Source organism: Phreatobacter sp. AB_2022a (genome assembly GCF_026847585.1).
In the GTDB taxonomy this organism is placed as follows: Bacteria; Pseudomonadota; Alphaproteobacteria; order Rhizobiales; family Phreatobacteraceae; genus Phreatobacter.
Window position 1 is genome coordinate 85,539 of sequence record NZ_JAPSET010000016.1, and the last position, 16,798, is coordinate 102,336.

The window sequence follows — 16,798 nt, forward strand, 5'->3', positions numbered from 1 at the left end:
CGACGCCCGGATGTCTCCCTTCAGGAAGAGATGGTGCCCATGTTCGTCCGCATCTACTGGGGCAAGACCTATCCGGGCAGCTGGGACGCGATCGAGCGCAGCTATCGCGGCTTGATGGCGATCGAGGCTCCGGGTCTCCTTGGCCGCCTGGTGACCCGCGATGCCAATGATCCGGAGAACCTCTTCACCCTCACGTTCTGGGCCGACCGGCAGAGCGTCGACGATTGGGAGGCCTCGCGCGCCTATGCCGAGACCTTTGCGGCTGTGCTGAGGCCGTTCATCGCCGGCGCCCAGTCGGTATCGCTCTGCGAGGTGAAGCTTGCCGACATGGCCGGCTTCGTGCGGGCAGCCCAGGCGCGCGCGGGCGAGGGGCCGGACTGACCGGTGCTGGCCGGGGCATGCGCGCCGCCGGCGGGCATGGCCTGGCACTGCCCGCGCATTTCTTTCTCTTGTTCAGGTTCTGATAGTCTCGGCAGCGTCTCATGCCTGAATTGATCTGACGGGACGGTGGCTTGGATATCAGGGCGCTTCGCTATTTCCAGACGGTGGCCGAGAGCGGCAGCTATAGCCGCGGCTCCGAGCTTCTGCGCATTTCCCAGCCGGCCGTGAGCCGGACCATCCGCAATCTGGAGGACGAGCTCGGCCGGCCGGTGTTCAAGCGCCACGGCCACGGCGTCACCCTGACGGAGGCCGGCAAGCTCCTTCTCGAGCGCAGCCAGCTGCTGCTGCGCCAGATCGAGCAGACCAAGGCCGAGATCCGCAGCGGCCATGCCGGCCTGTCGGGCGTCATTTCCTTCGCGGTGCCGCCGGCGGCCGGCCATTTCATCGTGCCGCCGCTGGTCGAGCGGTTCGGCCAGGCCCATCCGCATGTCTTCCTGAAGATCGTCGGCGGCTTCAGCGGCTATATCCACGAATGGCTGGTACGCGGCCAGGTCGATCTCGCCTGCCTGCACGATCCGGTGCCGCAGCGCGGGTTCGAGGCGACGCCCCTCCTCAACGAGGAGGTGTTCCTGGTGGGACGGCCCGGCGCGCTCGGCACCGGCGGGGCACCGGTGCGCACCGAGGATCTCGCCCGGCTGCCGCTGATCCTGCCGAGCCGGCCCAATGCGTCGCGCCGCCTGCTCGACAAATGGACGGCGGAGCGCGGCATTTCCCTGTCGGCGAAGGTCGAGGTGGACGATACGACGATCACCCGCGCGCTGCTGCGCCAGGGCGTCGGCTTCAGCCTCCTGACCCGCGGCTCGGTGGAGGACGAGCTGAGCCGCGGCGAGCTGGAAATCCGCTCCTTCGCGCCTGCGGCCTATTGGCCCTTCGCGCTGATCACCTGCCAGAACGTGCCGCGCACCGAGGCGCAGCAGGTGCTCATCGGCAAATTGTCGGAAACGGTGCAGGAGGTCGTGCGCGACCTCGTCCGCTCGGGTGTCTGGCGCGGCGAGATCCCCGAACCCTGAAAGCCGTTCAGACCACGATGAGGTCGCGCGCGGCCGTGCAGAGCCGCTCGGCGCCGGTATCGGTCACCAGCACATTGTCGACGAGCCGCACGCCGAGGCGCTCGGCGGTGATGAAGACCGGAGGGCAGACCGACAGCACCATGCCGGTATCCAGCCGGTAGGGGCTGCCGGCGAAGAGCTGGACCGGCTCGGCCGTCGCCGGCGGGAAGGCCGGCGCCACGCCATAGCCGGTCAGGTGGACCCGGGCGGCATCGAGACCGGCTTCCGCGATGATCGCGCGGGCCGCCTCGTGCGGGACGGTCGCGGCAACGCCCGGCCGGATCGCGGCGATGGCGGCGTCGCCGGCACGCCGGACGACGTCGTGGAGCGCGCGCAGGCGCGGCGATGGCGGGCCGATCGAGAACTGCCGGCCGATCGTGACGGAATAGCGCCGGTAGGGCACGCAATATTCGGCGTTGCCGGTGTCGCCGAGGCAAAGCCGCCGCTCGGTCGGCGCGCCATGGCTGAAGGCCGCGCGCGGACCGGACACCAGGTTGAGCGGGGTCGCCGGCTGGCCGCCGCCGGCGGCGAGCATGGTGTGGAAGATCTCGGCGGCGACCTCCAGCTCGCTGCGGCCGGGGCGGAGCGCGCCCGCGAGCGTCTCGACGGTCCGGTCGGCTATCGCCGCCGCCGTGCGGATGAAGGCGATCTCGCGTGGCGACTTGCGCAGCTTGAGGTCGTGCACGAGCTGGCTCGGCTCGCCGACGAGGGCGCGGCCGAGCAGGGCCTTGATCTTCAGATAGTGGTGCGGGTGCAGGTAATAGGCCGGCACCTCCATGCCGACGCGGCCCTCATGCAGCCCGAGGCGGCCGACCAGCCGCTCGAAGGCGGCGAGCGGATCCTCGGGATCGGGGCCGCCCCAGGTGGCGAGCGTGCCGACCAGCGCGTCGTCGTGGAACTCGGCCTCTTCCGAGCGGCGGGTGAACATGACCGTCGGCGCCGGGGCCACGGGCACGATGAGGCACTGGAAGGCCTGGTAGCTCTTGGCATCGGAACCGGTCAGCCAGTGGATCGAGACCGGGTGAAAGACCAGCAGCCAGTCGAGCGCGGCGGCGGACATGGCCTGGCGCAGGCGGGCGAGCCGATCGGCGAATTCCTCCGGCGGGAAATCGGATTTCGACATGGCGGGCCGGCTCAGACGGCCATCGCATAGTCCCGGTCGGCGAAGCGCGGGATCACCTTCTCGCCGATCAGCTCGATGGAACGCATCACCTGGTCATGGGTGGTCCGGCCGGCCTGGATCATGAAGATCATCTGGTCGAGGCCGCAATTGGCCCAGTTCTCGACCTGCCGCGACAGCGTGTCGGCATCGCCGCCGAGCGCCATGCCGCTTTCGATCAGTTCGTCGTTGCTGAGCGCGGCGATGCGCGCGCGCACCTTCTCGACGCCGCCGGCCGTGTTGAAGCGCAGATGGTTGAGCTCGGCGTCGTTGTCGCCGTAGTACCAGCGCGCCGCCGCGCAGGCGAGCTCGCGGCCGACGCGGTCGTTCTCGTGGCAGCAGGCAATGCCGAACACCGCGACCTGGTTGTTGGCGACCTTGCCGATCTGGCTCGACCGGTCGCTGCCGCCGGCGGCGGCCCGGTAGCGTTCCACCGCCGCCTTGGTCTCGGTCAGGCTGTTGCGCGTCACACCGATCACCCCGAAACCCTGGCGGCCGGCAAATTCATAGGTTTCGAGATTGGTCGCGGCGATCCAGAGCGGGGGATGCGGCCGCTGGATCGGCCGCGGCGTCACATGGCGCGCCGGCAGATCGAAATGGGCACCCTTGTAGCCGGGAAAATAGTCGTGCTCGTACATCCTGAGGATGGCTTCGAGCGATTCCTTGCCAAGCTCGCGGCCCTTGGCGGGGTCGACGCCCATGCCCTCCAGGATATAGGGCGTGGTACCCCGGCCGGTGCCGAACTCGACGCGACCATTGCTGAGAATGTCGAGGGTCGCGACGCGCTCGGCGACGCTGAACGGATTGTGCAGCGGCAGCAGCACGACGCCGAGCCCCATGCGCAGCGTCGTTGTGCGCTGGCTGAGCGCGGCGAGGAACAGGTCGGAAGCCGGCGCATGGCCGATCTCGATGAGGAAATGCTGCTCGGTCATCCAGAAATGGCTGAAGCCCGCAGCCTCGGCCGCGACGCCCTGGGCGAGGCCGTCCCAGAAGGCATTGCGCTCGGTGGTCTCGGTCCAGGGCTTGGGCACCTGGATCTGCGTCATCAGGCCGAATTTCATCGCGCTTTCCTCACAACCGTGACCGCACGATGATTGCTACGCCGCCGGGGCAGCGGGGTCTAAGAGAGAGATCCTATAGGTGCTATAACCGGATCGTTCGGTCGGCCGGCGCGGCTCCTCGGGCCGTGCCGGCCGTGGCCGTTCAGCGCTTCCGCTCCGTCGGCGTCACGCTCGCATAGTCGATCCGTCCGCCGCGCAGATAGGTCGCCTCCAGCGGGCGGCCGATGCGGGCCGAGACCATCAGGCGAATGACGTCGTCGGCGCCGGTCACCGGCATGCCGTCGAGATGGACCAGCACGTCGCCTTCGCGCAGGCCCGCCTTGGCGGCCGGACCTTCGGGGTCGACCGAGGCGATCATCGCGCCGGAAGCGGCGGTGAGGCCGAGGGCGGCGACCAGCCGCCGCGGCAGCGCGATCTGCTGCGCGCCGATGCCGAGAAAGGCGCGCCGGACATGGCCGTGGCGGATCAGCTCGCCGAGGACCACCTCGGCCGTGTTGGCGGCCACCGCAAAGCAGATGCCCTGGGCGCCCATGATGACCGCGGTGTTGATGCCGATCACCTCGCCGGAGGAGGCGACCAGCGGCCCGCCGGAATTGCCGGGATTGAGCGCGGCGTCGGTCTGGATGACGTCGTCGATCAGCCGGCCGGTCTGGGCGCGCAGCGAACGGCCGAGCGCGGAGATCACCCCGGCGGTGACGGTCGATTCGAAACCGAGCGGATTGCCGATGGCGACGACGAGCTGGCCGCGCTTCAGCGCCTTGGAACTGCCGAGCTTGGCGGCGGGCAGCAGGGCCGGGTCGTCGACCCTGACGAGGGCGAGATCGGTGTCGGGATCGTCGCCCATCAGCCGGGCCGACAGGTCGCGGCCGTCCTGGGTGGCGACCCGGATGGCACGGGCGCCGCCGGCGACGTGGCTGTTGGTCAGAACGAGGCCATCGGGCGAGATGATGACGCCCGAGCCGGTGCCGGCGCGGCGGTTGTCGCGGCCGGCGACGGTCAGCTTGACCACGGCCGGGCCGACGTCCTCGACCACCCTGGTCACGGCAGTGGAATAGGCGTCGAGCAGCGCGGCATCGCCGGCGCCGTCGGCGGGGATGGCCGACGGGGCCACCGGCGCGTCCTCGTCGAGGACGAAACGGGGAGTGACAGCGAGCATCTGAACAGGCTCTCCTGAAGGGGGTGGCGGAGAGATGGGGAGGCCGTGCCGGCAATGCGAGGGGCGGCTTCCGGCCGGACCGGCGCGCGCGCCTGCCCCTTGGTCAGGACGGTCCGCATGCCTATCTGAAAGGTGTGCGGCCTGCGGGCCCGCCGCGCCCGGCGGTGGCCAGACCTGCATTGCGCCGTTGCGTCTGGCGGGTCTTGCGCGATGCGGCGCGGCCGTTCCATCCTCGCTCGACAGCCCGGAGCATCATTCATGACGCCGACGAAATTCGGAATGGGTCAGGCGCCGACCCGCCTCGAGGACGCGCCGCTGATCAAGGGCGAGGGACGCTACGTCGCCGACCTCGTTCCGGAAGGAGCCCTCGTCGGCTACGTCCTGCGTGCGCCTTACGCCTTTGCCGACTTCACCATCACCGACACATCGGCCGCCAGGGCGATGAAGGGCGTGAAGGCGGTGTTCACCGCGGACGATCTGGAAGGCATCGGGCACCTGCCGCTGATGTCGGTCGTGCCGACCAAGAGCGGCAAGCCGATCGTCGCGCCGCCCTGGGAGGTGCTCTGCTCGAAGACCGTGCGCCACGGCGGCGACGGCATCGCCTTCGTGGTGGCCGACACGCTGGAACGGGCGAAGGATGCGGCGGAAGCGATCCAGGTGGACTATTCGCCGCGCGATCCGGTGGTCGACGCGGTCGACGCGCTGAAGCCGGGCGCGCCGCAGATCTGGCCCGAATATTCCGGCAATGTCGCCGCGGAGGTCGAGCTCGGCAATGCGGAGGCCACCGAAAAGGCCTTTGCCAAGGCCGCCCGCACGGTCAGCCTGACGATCGTCAACAACCGCCTCGTCACCAACTACATGGAGACGCGCGGCTGCCTCGTTGAATACGACACGAAGGCCAAGAGCTTCACCCTGACCATGGGCAGCCAGGGCTCGCACGGCGTGCAGGCGATCCTGGCCGACAAGATCTTCCGCATCCCGAAGGAGCGCATCCGGGTGATCACCCCCGATGTCGGCGGCGGCTTCGGCACCAAGACCTTCATGTTCCGCGAATATCCGCTGTGCATGCTGGCCGCGCGCAAGCTGAAGAAGCCGGTCGCCTGGGTGCAGGAGCGCGCCGAGCATTTCATGGCCTGTTCGCAGGGCCGCGACAACGTGTCCACGGCCACCGCCGCGCTCGACAAGCGCGGCCGCGTCCTCGGCGTCAAGGTCGAGACGGTTGCCGATATGGGCGCCTATCTCTCGCAATATTCGACCTTCATCCCCTATGTCGGCGCCCTGATGCTCGCCGGCGTCTATGCCATCCCGGCCATCCACGTCTCGCTGACCTATGCCTTCACCAATACCGTGCCGGTCGATGCCTATCGCGGCGCCGGGCGGCCGGAGGCGGCCTATCTGATCGAGCGGCTGATGGACCGTATCGCCATCGAGACCGGCCTGACGCCAGCCGAGGTGCGCCGGCGCAACTTCATCCGGCCGGACCAGTTCCCATGGAAGACGCCGGTCGGCCGGACCTACGATTCCGGCGAGTTCGACGGCCACATGACCCGCGCCATGGAGGTGGCGGGCTGGGATACGATCAAGGACCGGGTCAAGGCGGCGAAAAAACAGGGCCGGGTGCGCGGCATCGGCATGGCCACCTATATCGAGGCCTGCGGTGGCGGCAATCCCGAGAACGCCTGGATGACGCTGGAGAAGGACGGCGGCGTGACGCTGAAGATCGGCACGCAGTCGAACGGCCAGGGCCACAAGACCGCCTATGCCCAGCTCGCCTCGCAGCATCTCGACATCCCCATCGAGAAGATCACGGTGATCCAGGGCGATACGGCGCTGATCCCGACCGGCACCGGGACGGGCGGCTCGCGCTCGCTCCCCGTCGGCGGCGCGGCCGTCGATGTCGGCGCGCGCAAGCTGGTCGACGTGATCAAGGAGCTGGCAGCCGCCGAGATGGAGGTCGGGGTCGGTGATCTCGAAATCGCCGGCGGCACGGTGCGCGTCGTCGGCACCGACAAGGCGCTGACCTATCAGGCGGTCGCCAACCTGCCGGGTGCAGAGGACAAGCTCAGCACCCATGGCACCTGGACGCCGCCCGAGCCGACCTTTCCGAACGGCACCCATATTGCCGAGGTGGAGATCGATCCGGAGACGGGCCGCACCGAGGTGGTGGCCTATACGGTGGTCGACGATTTCGGCGTCACCATCAATCCGGTGCTGCTCGCCGGCCAGATCCATGGCGGCATCGTCCAGGGCATCGGCCAGGCGCTGCTGGAGCGCACCGTCTACGACAAGGATTCCGGTCAGCTTCTGACGGCCTCCTTCATGGACTATGCGATGCCGCGGGCCGACCATGTCCCGAATTTCCACTTCGAGACGCGCAACGTGCCCTGCGTCACCAATCTTCTGGGCATCAAGGGCGCTGGAGAGGCCGGCACGATCGGCGCCTGCCCGGCGGTGATGAACGCGGTGGTCGACGCGCTCTGGCGGGCCTATGGCATCCGCGAGATCGACATGCCGGCGACGCCCGAACGCGTCTGGCAGACGATCCAGAATGCCGTCGCCGCCCGCAAGGCGGCCTGACGAACCAGGAACCGAGAGCTTTGCCCCGGGGCCGCGGCCGGTGCGCCGCGGCCTTTTCGCGTGCCTGTTGGTTAACCGCGAGTTCCTGCGCTCAGTGGGAAGACGCCGCATTCTGCCTTGCCCTAGCGTCATGGACCCGCTGCAGGACGGGCGGTGGAAGGGCAGGGCGTTCGGAGCGTGGGTCAGCGACGCTGGAGACATCGAAGGGCGCGCCGGACGGCGGCCCCGCTGGCAACTGTCGGCCGGGTTCTCGGTCCGCTGACGTTTGCCGTCGGTTCGACCTTCGGCCTGCCCCTGACGTCGGCGTCGGCCCAGACCTCCGGCGGCACCGGCGGTTCGGGCGTCGGCGGCTACTATGACAGCGGTCCCGGCGCCCCGATGGTCCTCGGTGGCGCGGGCGCGACGGCACCGGGGCAGGCGGGCAGCGAGGGCAGTCACGCCAACGTCCATGATCCCGGCTACGTCGTGCTTTTCCTGGGCAATGGCGGCGGTGGCGGTGGCGGCGCCGGCGGCGGCATCGGCGGCACCGGCGGCTACACCAATGCCGGTTCTCCTGGTCCTGGCAGCCCGGAAGTGATCATCTATGGCGGCACGGCCGGCAATGCCGGCCAGGACAGCACGATGTTCGCACCCGGCGGCGGCGGTGGTGGCAATGGCGGCGCGCACGGCACCATCATCAACAGCGACGCCACCATCGGATCGGTGACCGGCGGCACGGGCGGCACGGGCGGCCGCGGCGGCAATATCGCGGCGAACAATTCTTCGACCGGGGCCTTGGGCGGCGGCGGCGGTGGTGGTGGCGGCGCGGCCGGCTATGGCGTGGTCGGTGGCGGCGGAGCCGTCATCACGTCCAATGGCACCGTCCTCGGCGGACTCGGCGGCACGGGCGGCGCCGGCGGCAATGCCTCCAATTCGGCGGCGGGCGCCGAGACGCGCAGCATCGGCGGCGCCGGCGGCAATGGCGGCGACGGCGGCGTCGGCGTCTACGGGTCGAACTTCACCTTCATCAACAATGGCAGCGTCCAAGGCGGCACCGGCGGGGCCGGCGGGGCCGGCGGCACCGGCCAGGATCCGGTCCGCCCGGCACGGGCCGGCACGCAGGGCGCGGGCGGCGAAGGCATCTACGGCTCGAACCTCACCATCATCAATGCGGGCAGCATAGCCGGCGGCACCGGCACGGGCGGCCAGGCCAATGCCATCACCTTCACCGGCGGCAACAACGTCCTGGAGATCCGCAACGGCTCGTCGATCACCGGCCGGGTCGCCGGCGACGGCAACGACACGCTGCGGCTCGGCGGCGCGAGCAACGGCGCGTTCAACACGAACCAGATCGGCGGCCAATATACCGGTTTCGGTTTTATGCAGGTGACCGGTTCCGCCACCTGGTCGGTGTCCGGTTCAAACGGCCTTGCCTGGTCGGTCGATGCCGGCGCCGGCATGCAGGTCAATGGCGGAACGGCGCTGACCATCAGCAACACGCTGGCCAACGGCGGCGCGGTGACGGTCCAGAGCACCGGCACGATGTCGGTCACCGGCATCACCACCAACGGTGGCGTCCTGCAGAACAACGGCACGTTCAGCGGCCGGATCGCCAATAGCGGCACGGTGGCCAACAATGCCGCGATGAATTCGCAGGTCAATTCGAACAGCGGCACGATCACCAATGCCGGCGGGACCTGGACCGGCGCGGTCCTCGGCAACACCGGAACGATCACCAACGAGACCGGCCGGACCTGGACCGGCAACGTCACCAACAATGGCGGCGGCACCTTCATCAACAAGGGCACGCTGCAGGGCACGGCGACGAATGGCGGCACCTTCAACAATTCGGGAACCATGCAGGGGCCGTTCAACAACAGCGGCACCTTCACCAACAGCGGCACGGTCACCGGCATCCTGAACCAGGGCAGCGGCAGCACGACCACTACCGGCAATCTCAACAACGGCGCCTATCTCACCGGCGGCACGCTCGACAACAGCGGTTCGATCTTCAACGGCGTCACTCTGACGCTCGGCTCCATCACCAATAGCGGCACCATCACGGGCGGCCTCACGATCAACAGCGGCTCATTCACCCAGACCGCGGGATCGGTCTCCGGCGCCGTTATCACCCGTGGCACCGTCATCCTGAATGGCGGAGCGATCAATGGAAACGTCAACAACAACAGCGGCGGGAGTTTCACCGTCGGCGGCACGGGCACTACCAGCGGCGCCTTCACCAATTCCGGAGGCGCGACGCTGGTCGTGAACGCGACCGGCCGCTACACGGTCGGTGGAGCGATCAACAATGCCGGCGCGCTGGGCGTTGCGGCCGGCGGCGTCCTGACCGGCAATGGCGGCATTACCAATACCGGCACCCTGACGACGGCGGGCACCGTCACCGGCAATATCGTCAACCGGGGCACATTCAATGCCGAAGGTGGCGCGGTCAACGGGCCGATCGCCAACAATGCCGGCATCTTCAACGTCACCGGCACGGTGACGAGCGACACGACCTTCACCAATGCGGCGGGCGCGACGCTCGCCGTGTCGGCGACGGGCAGCTACACGGTGGCCGGCCTCGTCAGCAATGCCGGCACGATGACGGTCGCCGCCGGCGGCACGCTGACCGGCAGCGTCGGCATCGGCAATACCGGTACGCTCACCTCGAGCGGTACGGTGACCGGCGGCCTCACCAATACCGGTACGGTTCATGCCAATGGCGGGGCGGTCGACGGAGCGATCGCCAACAATGCCGGCACGTTCAATGTCAGCGGCACGGTGACAAGCAATTCGACCTTCACCAATGCGGCGGGCGCGACGCTCGCCGTGTCGGCGACGGGCAGCTACACGGTGGCGGGCCTCGTCAGCAATGCCGGCACGGTGACGGTCGCGGCCGGCGGTACGCTGACCGGCAGTTCCGGCATCGGCAATGCGGGCACGCTGACATCGAGCGGCACCCTGGCGGGTGGGCTCACCAATACCGGTACGGTCATTGCCAATGGCGGCGCGGTCGACGGGGCGATCACCAACGATGCCGGCACCTTCACGGTCGGCGGTACGGTGACCAGCAATTCGACCTTCACTAACGCGGCGGGCGCGACGCTCGCCGTGTCGGCAGGCGGCAGCTACACGGTGGCGGGCCTCGTCAGCAATGCCGGCACGATCACGGTCGCGGCCGGCGGTTCGCTGACCGGCAGTTCCGGCATCGGCAATACGGGCACGCTGACATCGAGCGGCGCCCTGGCGGGTGGGCTCACCAATACCGGCACGGTTCATGCCGATGGCGGGACGGTCGATGGGGCGATCGCCAACAATGCCGGCACCTTCACGGTCGGCGGCACGGTGACCAGCAGCGGCAGTTTCACCAATGCGGCCGGCGCGACCCTGGCGATCGCAGCGAGCGGCAACTACCAGGTCGCTTCGCTCGGCAATGCCGGTGCGGTCGTGGTCGACGGCACGCTGACCACCACGCTCAGCAATTCCGGCACCTTCACCAACACCAGGACGACCCGGGCGGATGTGCTGTCGAACAGCGGCACGATCACCAATGCGTCGACCGGCACCTGGACCGGCAACGCGACGAACGACGCCGGCGGACGCCTCGTCAACGAAGGAACCTGGACCGGCAGGATCGCCAATGCCGGGACCTTCGCCAATGAGGCGGGCGCGAGCGTCTCGGGTCTCCTGACCAACACGGCGGGCGCCACGACCAATGCCGGTGCGCTGAACGGCGGTGCCACCGTTTCGGGTGGCACGCTGACCAGCACCGGCAGCATCACCGGCGCGGTCGTCGTGTCGGGCACGGGCACGGTCGAGAACAGCGGCGCGATCGCCGGAACGGTCGACAATGCCGCGACCTTCACCAACAAGGTTGGCGGCACGGTCTCGGGTCTCCTGACCAATACGGCGGGGACGACAACCAATGCCGGCGCGCTGAACGGCGGCGCGACCGTGTCCGGCGGCCTGCTGGCCAGCACCGGCAGCATTGCCGGCGCGGTCGCCGTGTCGGGCGCGGGCACGGTCGAGAACAGCGGGACGATCGCCGGAACGGTCGACAATGCCGCGATCTTCATCAACAAGGTTGGCGGCACGGTTTCGGGCCTCCTGACCAACACGGCGGGCGCCACGACCAATGCCGGGGCCCTGAACGGTGGCGCCGCCGTTTCAGGCGGCACGCTGACCAGCACCGGCAGCATCGCCGGCGCGGTCGTCGTGTCGGGCACAGGCACGGTCGAGAACAGCGGCGCGATCTCGGGGACGGTCGACAATGCCGCGGCCTTCATCAACAAGGTTGGCGGCACGGTGTCCGGCGTCCTGACCAACACGGCGGGCACGGCGACCAATGCCGGCGCGCTGAACGGCGGCGCCAGCGTTTCGGGAGGCATCCTGACGAGCACAGGCAGCATCACCGGCGCGATCACCGTATCGGGCGCGGGGACTGTCGAGAACAGCGGGGCGATCACCGGAACGGTCGGCAATGCCGCGACCTTCACCAATCTGGCTGGCGGAACGGTTTCGGGCCTCCTGACCAACACGGCGGGCACCGCCACCAATGCCGGCGCGCTCAATGGCGGTGCGACCGTTTCGGGCGGAACGTTGACCAGCACCGGCAGCATCGCCGGCGGGGTCGTGGTGTCGGGCGGCGGCACCGTCGAGAACGGCGCGACGATTGCGGGGCCGGTGAGCAACGCCGCAACCTTCATCAACAAGGCCGGCGGCACGGTCTCGGGCCTCCTGACCAACATGGCGGGCACCACGGCCAATGCCGGCGCGCTGAATGGCGGGGCGACGGTTTCGGGCGGGATGCTGACGAGCACCGGCAGCATGAGCGGAGCGGTCGCGGTGTCGGGCACCGGTACGGTCGAGAACAGCGGGACGATTGCCGGAACGGTCGACAATGCCGCGACCTTCACCAATCTGGCCGGCGGTACGGTTTCCGGTCTGCTGACCAATACGGCGGGGACGATGACCAATGCCGGCGCGCTCAATGGCGGGGCGACGGTTTCGGGCGGTATCCTGACGAGCACCGGCAGCATCGCCGGCACCGTCACGGTGTCGGGCACCGGCACGGTCGAGAACGGCGCCACGATCTCCGGTGCGGTCAACAACGCGGCGTCCTTCACCAACAGGGCGGGGGGCACCGTCTCGGGTCTCCTGACCAATACGGCGGGGACCACGACCAATGCCGGTTCGCTCAACGACGGGGCGACGGTTTCGGGCGGTATCCTGATCAACAACAACACCATCGTCGGCACTGTCACGGTGTCCGGCACCGGCACGGTCGAAAACAGCGCGGCGCTGACCGGCGCCGTGAACAATGCCGCGACCTTCATCAACAGGGCGGGCGGCACCGTCTCGGGCCTTCTGACCAGCACGGCCGGCACGGTGACCAATGCCGGCACGCTCGATGGCGGCGTGGGGGTGACCGGCGGCGTCCTCATCCAGCAGTCCGGCGCGATCCGCGGCGGCCTGACCAACAGCGCGTCCGTCGAGGCGCAGGCCGGAGCGGTCGACGGCGCCATCGCCAATTCCGGCAGCTTCCGCGTCACCGGCACGGTGACCAGCGTCGACACGTTCACCAACGCCGCCGGCGGCACGCTGGTCGTCGACGCCGGGGCTGGCTATGCGATCGGCCGCCTCGTCAACCGTGCGGCCGTGACCAATGACGGCACGCTGCAGACGACGCTCGAGAATGCCGGCAGCTTCAGCGCCAAGGGCGTGACCCAGGCGGTCGTGGTCAGCAATGGCGGCACCATCACCAACCAGGCGACGGGGGTCTGGACGGGCGCGGTCCAGGACAATGCCGGCGGCATCGAGAACAGCGGCATCTGGACCGGTGCGGTCATCAATGGCGGCCTGATCATCAACCGCGGCGGCGCCAGCTGGACGGGCGCCGCGACCAATGCCGGCACCCTCGGCAATGCCGGTACCTGGCTCGGCGCGATCAACAACGGTGCGCGCTTCGACAATAGCGGCATCGTCACGGGAGCGGTCACCAATAGCGCGGGGACGACCACCAACAGCGGCACGATCGATGGCAGCGTCGAGGTCATGGCAGGCCGGTTCGTCCAGACCGCCGGTCTCGTCACCGGCGATCTCGTCAACCGGGGAACGACGGTCGCGAGCGGCGGAACCTTCGGCGCAGCGGTCGACAATGCCGGTATCTTCGCCGTCAGCGGCCTGGTCGCGACATCCCGCGGCCTGACCAATCGGACAGGCGCCGAATTCGTCGTGTCCGGCTCCGGCGCCTACGCGGTCACGGGCGTCGTCGCCAATGCCGGCCAGGCGCTGATCGAGGCCGGCGGCAGCCTGACGACCGGCGGCGGCTTCATGAACAGCGGTGCGCTGGAAAGCTACGGGACGATCAGCGGCGGCCTCAGCACGTCGGGAACGGTGCGTGCGGGCGGCGGACGTATCGACGGCCCGGTGGTCAATAGCGGCAGTTTCGCCGTCACCGGCCCGGTGACCGGCAGCGACAGCTTCGCCAATGCGGCGGGGGCGCGGCTCGCCGTCGCCGCGGGCGGCCACTATGCGCTTGCCGGTGGCATCGCCAGCAGCGGCACGGTGACCGTCGACGGCGTGCTCGTCGCGGCCGGCGGCCTCGACATCAATGCCGGTTCGGTCGGCGGAGTGGGCAGCCTGCCCACCACCCGCGTCCATGACGGGGCGGCGCTGGCGCCTGGCAATTCCATCGGCACGATCACGATCGCCGGCGATCTCATCCTGGCCGCCGGCAGCGCCTATCGCGTCGAAGTCTCGCCGACGGCGGCGGATCGGACCAACGTGACGGGCACGGCGACCATCGCCGGCGGCGCGGTGATCCTGCCGACCGGCGGCACCTACAGGATCAATGCGCGCTATCTGATCCTGAATGCCGACGGGGGCCTCGCCGGCACCTTCTCCAGCATCGACTTCACCACCGGCTTCGGGCTGACCATCAAGCCGAAGCTCGTCTACGAGGCAAGCAGCGTCTACCTGCAGCTCGATCCGAATTCGATCTCGCCGTTCCTGCCCGGCGATGCCCGCGTCAACCAGCGCAACGTCGCCGGCGCCATCGACGCGGCTTTTTCGGTCGGCAATGCGCCGGAATCCTTCATCGGCCTGTTCAACCTGTCCAAGGCGGGACTGGCCGCCGCGATGTCGCAACTGTCAGGCGAGGTCGCGACCGGCGGCACCGTGGCGGCTGGCCGCGACATGGGCCAGTTCCTCGACATGATGCTCGATCCCTCGATGGAGACGCGCGGCGATGCGGCGGCGGCCGATGCCGCTGGTCCGGCGCTGGCCTTCGCCGAGAGCGACGTGCCGGCGCCAGCCCGGCTGACCCAGGCCTTCGCGTCGTTCGAAGGGCGTGCCGCCGGCAATGCCGAGCGGCGCTGGAGCAGCTGGGGCACGGCCTATGGCAGCGCGGGAGCGATGAACGGCAATGCGCGGCTTGGCACGGCCGATCTCAGCGCCCGTTCCGCCGGCGTGGCCGCCGGTGCCGACTACCGTCTCGACGGCAGTAGCCTGTTCGGTTTCGCCATTTCCGGCGCCGCGATCAACTATGGCCTCTCGCGCGGGCTCGGCTCGGGCCAGGGCGAGGCCTTCAAGGCCGGGCTCTATGCCTCGACGCGGATCGGCAATTTCTATCTCTCGGCCTCGGCAGCCTATGGCCACTACGCGCTCACCACCAGCCGCAAGCTGCCGCTGACCGGCCGCGGCGGCGAATTGACCGGGCGCTACGGAGCCCATGTCCTCGCCGGGCGGCTGGAAGCCGGCTACCGGTTCGCCGTCGCCCCCGTGATCGGCATCACGCCGTTTGCCGCGGTGCAGGCCCGCAGCCTCTGGCAGCCGGGCTATGGCGAGACCGGAACCGAAGCGGCCGGCGCCTTCGCGCTCAGCTATGGCGCGCGCCGCTACGACAGCCTGACGAGCGAGCTCGGCCTGCGCTTCGATACGCGCCTTGCCATCACCGACCAGTCGATCCTTCTGCTGCGCGGGCATCTTGCCTGGCGCCACGACTATTCCGGCCGGCCGGTGGCGCTCGCAACCTTCGACAGTCTGCCGCAAACCGCCTTCGTCGTTCATGGCACGGCGGCGCCGCGCGATGCGCTGAGCGCCTCCATCAGTTCGGAATGGCGCTTCGGCAATGGCTGGTCGGCGCGGGCCAAGGTGTCGGGCGAAGTCTCGTCCGGCGGCCTGTCCTATGGCGGCAGCGCGGGCCTGCGTTTCGTCTGGTGAGGCCGAAGGGATCAGGCTGGGCGGCGCCCGCGCAGGGCATCGAGGCTCAGCGGGCCTGCGCCGGCAAAGACCAGGTAGAAGAAGACGAAACAGTAGAGAATGGCGAGATTGCCGCCGTTCTGGATCGGATAGATCGCGCGCGGATGGTGGCCGATGAAATAGGCGAAGGCCATTTCGCCCGATACCAGGAAGGCGACCGGCCGGGTGAACAGACCGAGCACGAGCAGGATGCCGCCGACGATCTCGATCGCGCCGGCGAACCAGATCTGCGAGAACATCGCCGGTGGCGTCGGCGAGGCCATCGGAAAGCCGAACAGCTTGACCAGGCCATGCTGCAGGAACAGGAGGCCGACCACGATCCGGAGCAGGCTCAGGATCACCGGCGCGGCGCGGCTGAGTGTGTCGGTCAGTCGGTCCATGGCGAAATTCCCCTCGGTCGTGTGTTCTGTTGGCGATCGCAGCGCGATGACGGGCAAAGCCTATATCGGCGCGCCGGCTTCCATAATCCCGGTGAAATTCCGGATCGCCGCCGGATCGCGGCAATGGCGGGAGCTGGACGCGCCCAAGCATCGCCCGTCCCGACTCCCGCCATCATTTGCGGCCTTAACGACCGATGGGACCGGCATCCGATTCGTCAGGAAGCCGGTCCGCTGCACATCATCCGCCGGCGGCAGGCCGCGGCGAGCAGGGGCCCGACCATGCGGCTGACATTCGATCCGGCCTCGTTCCTGCGCGCGGTGCTGCTGTTCGGGATCCTGGTCCTGCTTGCCGTCTTCGGCCGGAATCTCGGGTGGGTCCGCGGCTTCCTGGGCGACGTGCTCGCCGTCGCGTGGGTCTTTTATGCGATCAGGGCCTTTGTCGCGGCAGACCCGGCGCTGGTCGCCGTCCTGGCTTTCGCCGCCGGCGCCGCCGTGGAACTGGTGCAATATGTCTTGACGGTCGTCGGTGTGCGCATCCCCAGCCCAACCCTTCGCATCGTCTTCGGCGCAACGCCGGATTGGTGGGATATCCTCGCCTATGCGATCGGCGCCATGCTCGTCTTCGGCCTGGCCGTGCTGGAACCCGAGCGCCGCCGCAAGGAATGGGGCCAGTCGTGACGGTCGCCGTCGGTGAAGATCGTCGCGATGAAGCTGAGGACTGTCCGTCGAACGGA

9 protein-coding genes are annotated in these 16,798 nt (G+C 69.0%); 5 read left to right on the forward strand and 4 right to left on the reverse strand.

Annotated features, from left to right (window positions below; translation table 11 throughout):
- Positions 1–39 precede the first annotated feature (39 nt).
- Both OZ671_RS13785 and OZ671_RS13790 read left to right on the forward strand, forming a co-directional pair.
- Positions 40–381 carry an antibiotic biosynthesis monooxygenase family protein gene (locus OZ671_RS13785; RefSeq protein WP_268861279.1) on the forward strand — a complete coding sequence of 114 codons (342 nt, stop codon included), beginning with the start codon at positions 40–42 and terminating at the stop codon, positions 379–381.
- A gap of 131 nt (positions 382–512) precedes the next feature.
- Complete coding sequence (locus OZ671_RS13790; RefSeq protein ID WP_268861280.1) at positions 513–1,451, forward strand: LysR family transcriptional regulator; 939 nt, start codon at positions 513–515, stop codon at positions 1,449–1,451.
- 7 nt (positions 1,452–1,458) lie between these two features.
- Here OZ671_RS13790 and OZ671_RS13795 read toward each other — a convergent pair whose 3' ends face one another.
- The 3 genes from OZ671_RS13795 to OZ671_RS13805 form a co-directional block, all read right to left on the reverse strand.
- Positions 1,459–2,613 (reverse strand): M24 family metallopeptidase, encoded by a 1,155-nt coding sequence (locus tag OZ671_RS13795; RefSeq protein WP_268861281.1) that lies wholly within the window; start codon positions 2,611–2,613, stop codon positions 1,459–1,461.
- A gap of 11 nt (positions 2,614–2,624) precedes the next feature.
- Entirely contained in the window at positions 2,625–3,710 is a 1,086-nt protein-coding gene (locus tag OZ671_RS13800) for an LLM class flavin-dependent oxidoreductase (RefSeq protein ID WP_268861282.1), read from the reverse strand.
- A gap of 142 nt (positions 3,711–3,852) precedes the next feature.
- Positions 3,853–4,866: a S1C family serine protease gene (locus OZ671_RS13805; protein ID WP_268861283.1), complete on the reverse strand. Its 1,014-nt coding sequence runs from the start codon at positions 4,864–4,866 to the stop codon at positions 3,853–3,855.
- A gap of 258 nt (positions 4,867–5,124) precedes the next feature.
- On the opposite strand from OZ671_RS13805, the gene OZ671_RS13810 reads away from it, so the two are divergent.
- Both OZ671_RS13810 and OZ671_RS13815 read left to right on the forward strand, forming a co-directional pair.
- The gene (locus OZ671_RS13810) at positions 5,125–7,443 is read left to right on the forward strand and encodes a xanthine dehydrogenase family protein molybdopterin-binding subunit (protein WP_268861284.1); all 2,319 of its coding nucleotides are present in this window, start codon (positions 5,125–5,127) and stop codon (positions 7,441–7,443) included.
- A 378-nt stretch (positions 7,444–7,821) separates the two neighbouring features.
- A complete protein-coding gene (locus OZ671_RS13815) occupies positions 7,822–15,645 on the forward strand; it encodes a hypothetical protein (RefSeq protein WP_268861285.1) in 7,824 nt (2,607 codons plus the stop codon).
- Between the two features lie 11 nt (positions 15,646–15,656).
- Here the strand turns inward: OZ671_RS13815 and OZ671_RS13820 are convergent, their stop codons facing one another.
- Positions 15,657–16,064 (reverse strand): DoxX family protein, encoded by a 408-nt coding sequence (locus OZ671_RS13820; protein WP_268861286.1) that lies wholly within the window; start codon positions 16,062–16,064, stop codon positions 15,657–15,659.
- Between the two features lie 279 nt (positions 16,065–16,343).
- On the opposite strand from OZ671_RS13820, the gene OZ671_RS13825 reads away from it, so the two are divergent.
- On the forward strand, positions 16,344–16,742 hold the full coding sequence (locus OZ671_RS13825; RefSeq protein WP_268861287.1) for a DUF2809 domain-containing protein: 399 nt from the start codon (positions 16,344–16,346) through the stop codon (positions 16,740–16,742).
- Positions 16,743–16,798 lie beyond the last annotated feature (56 nt).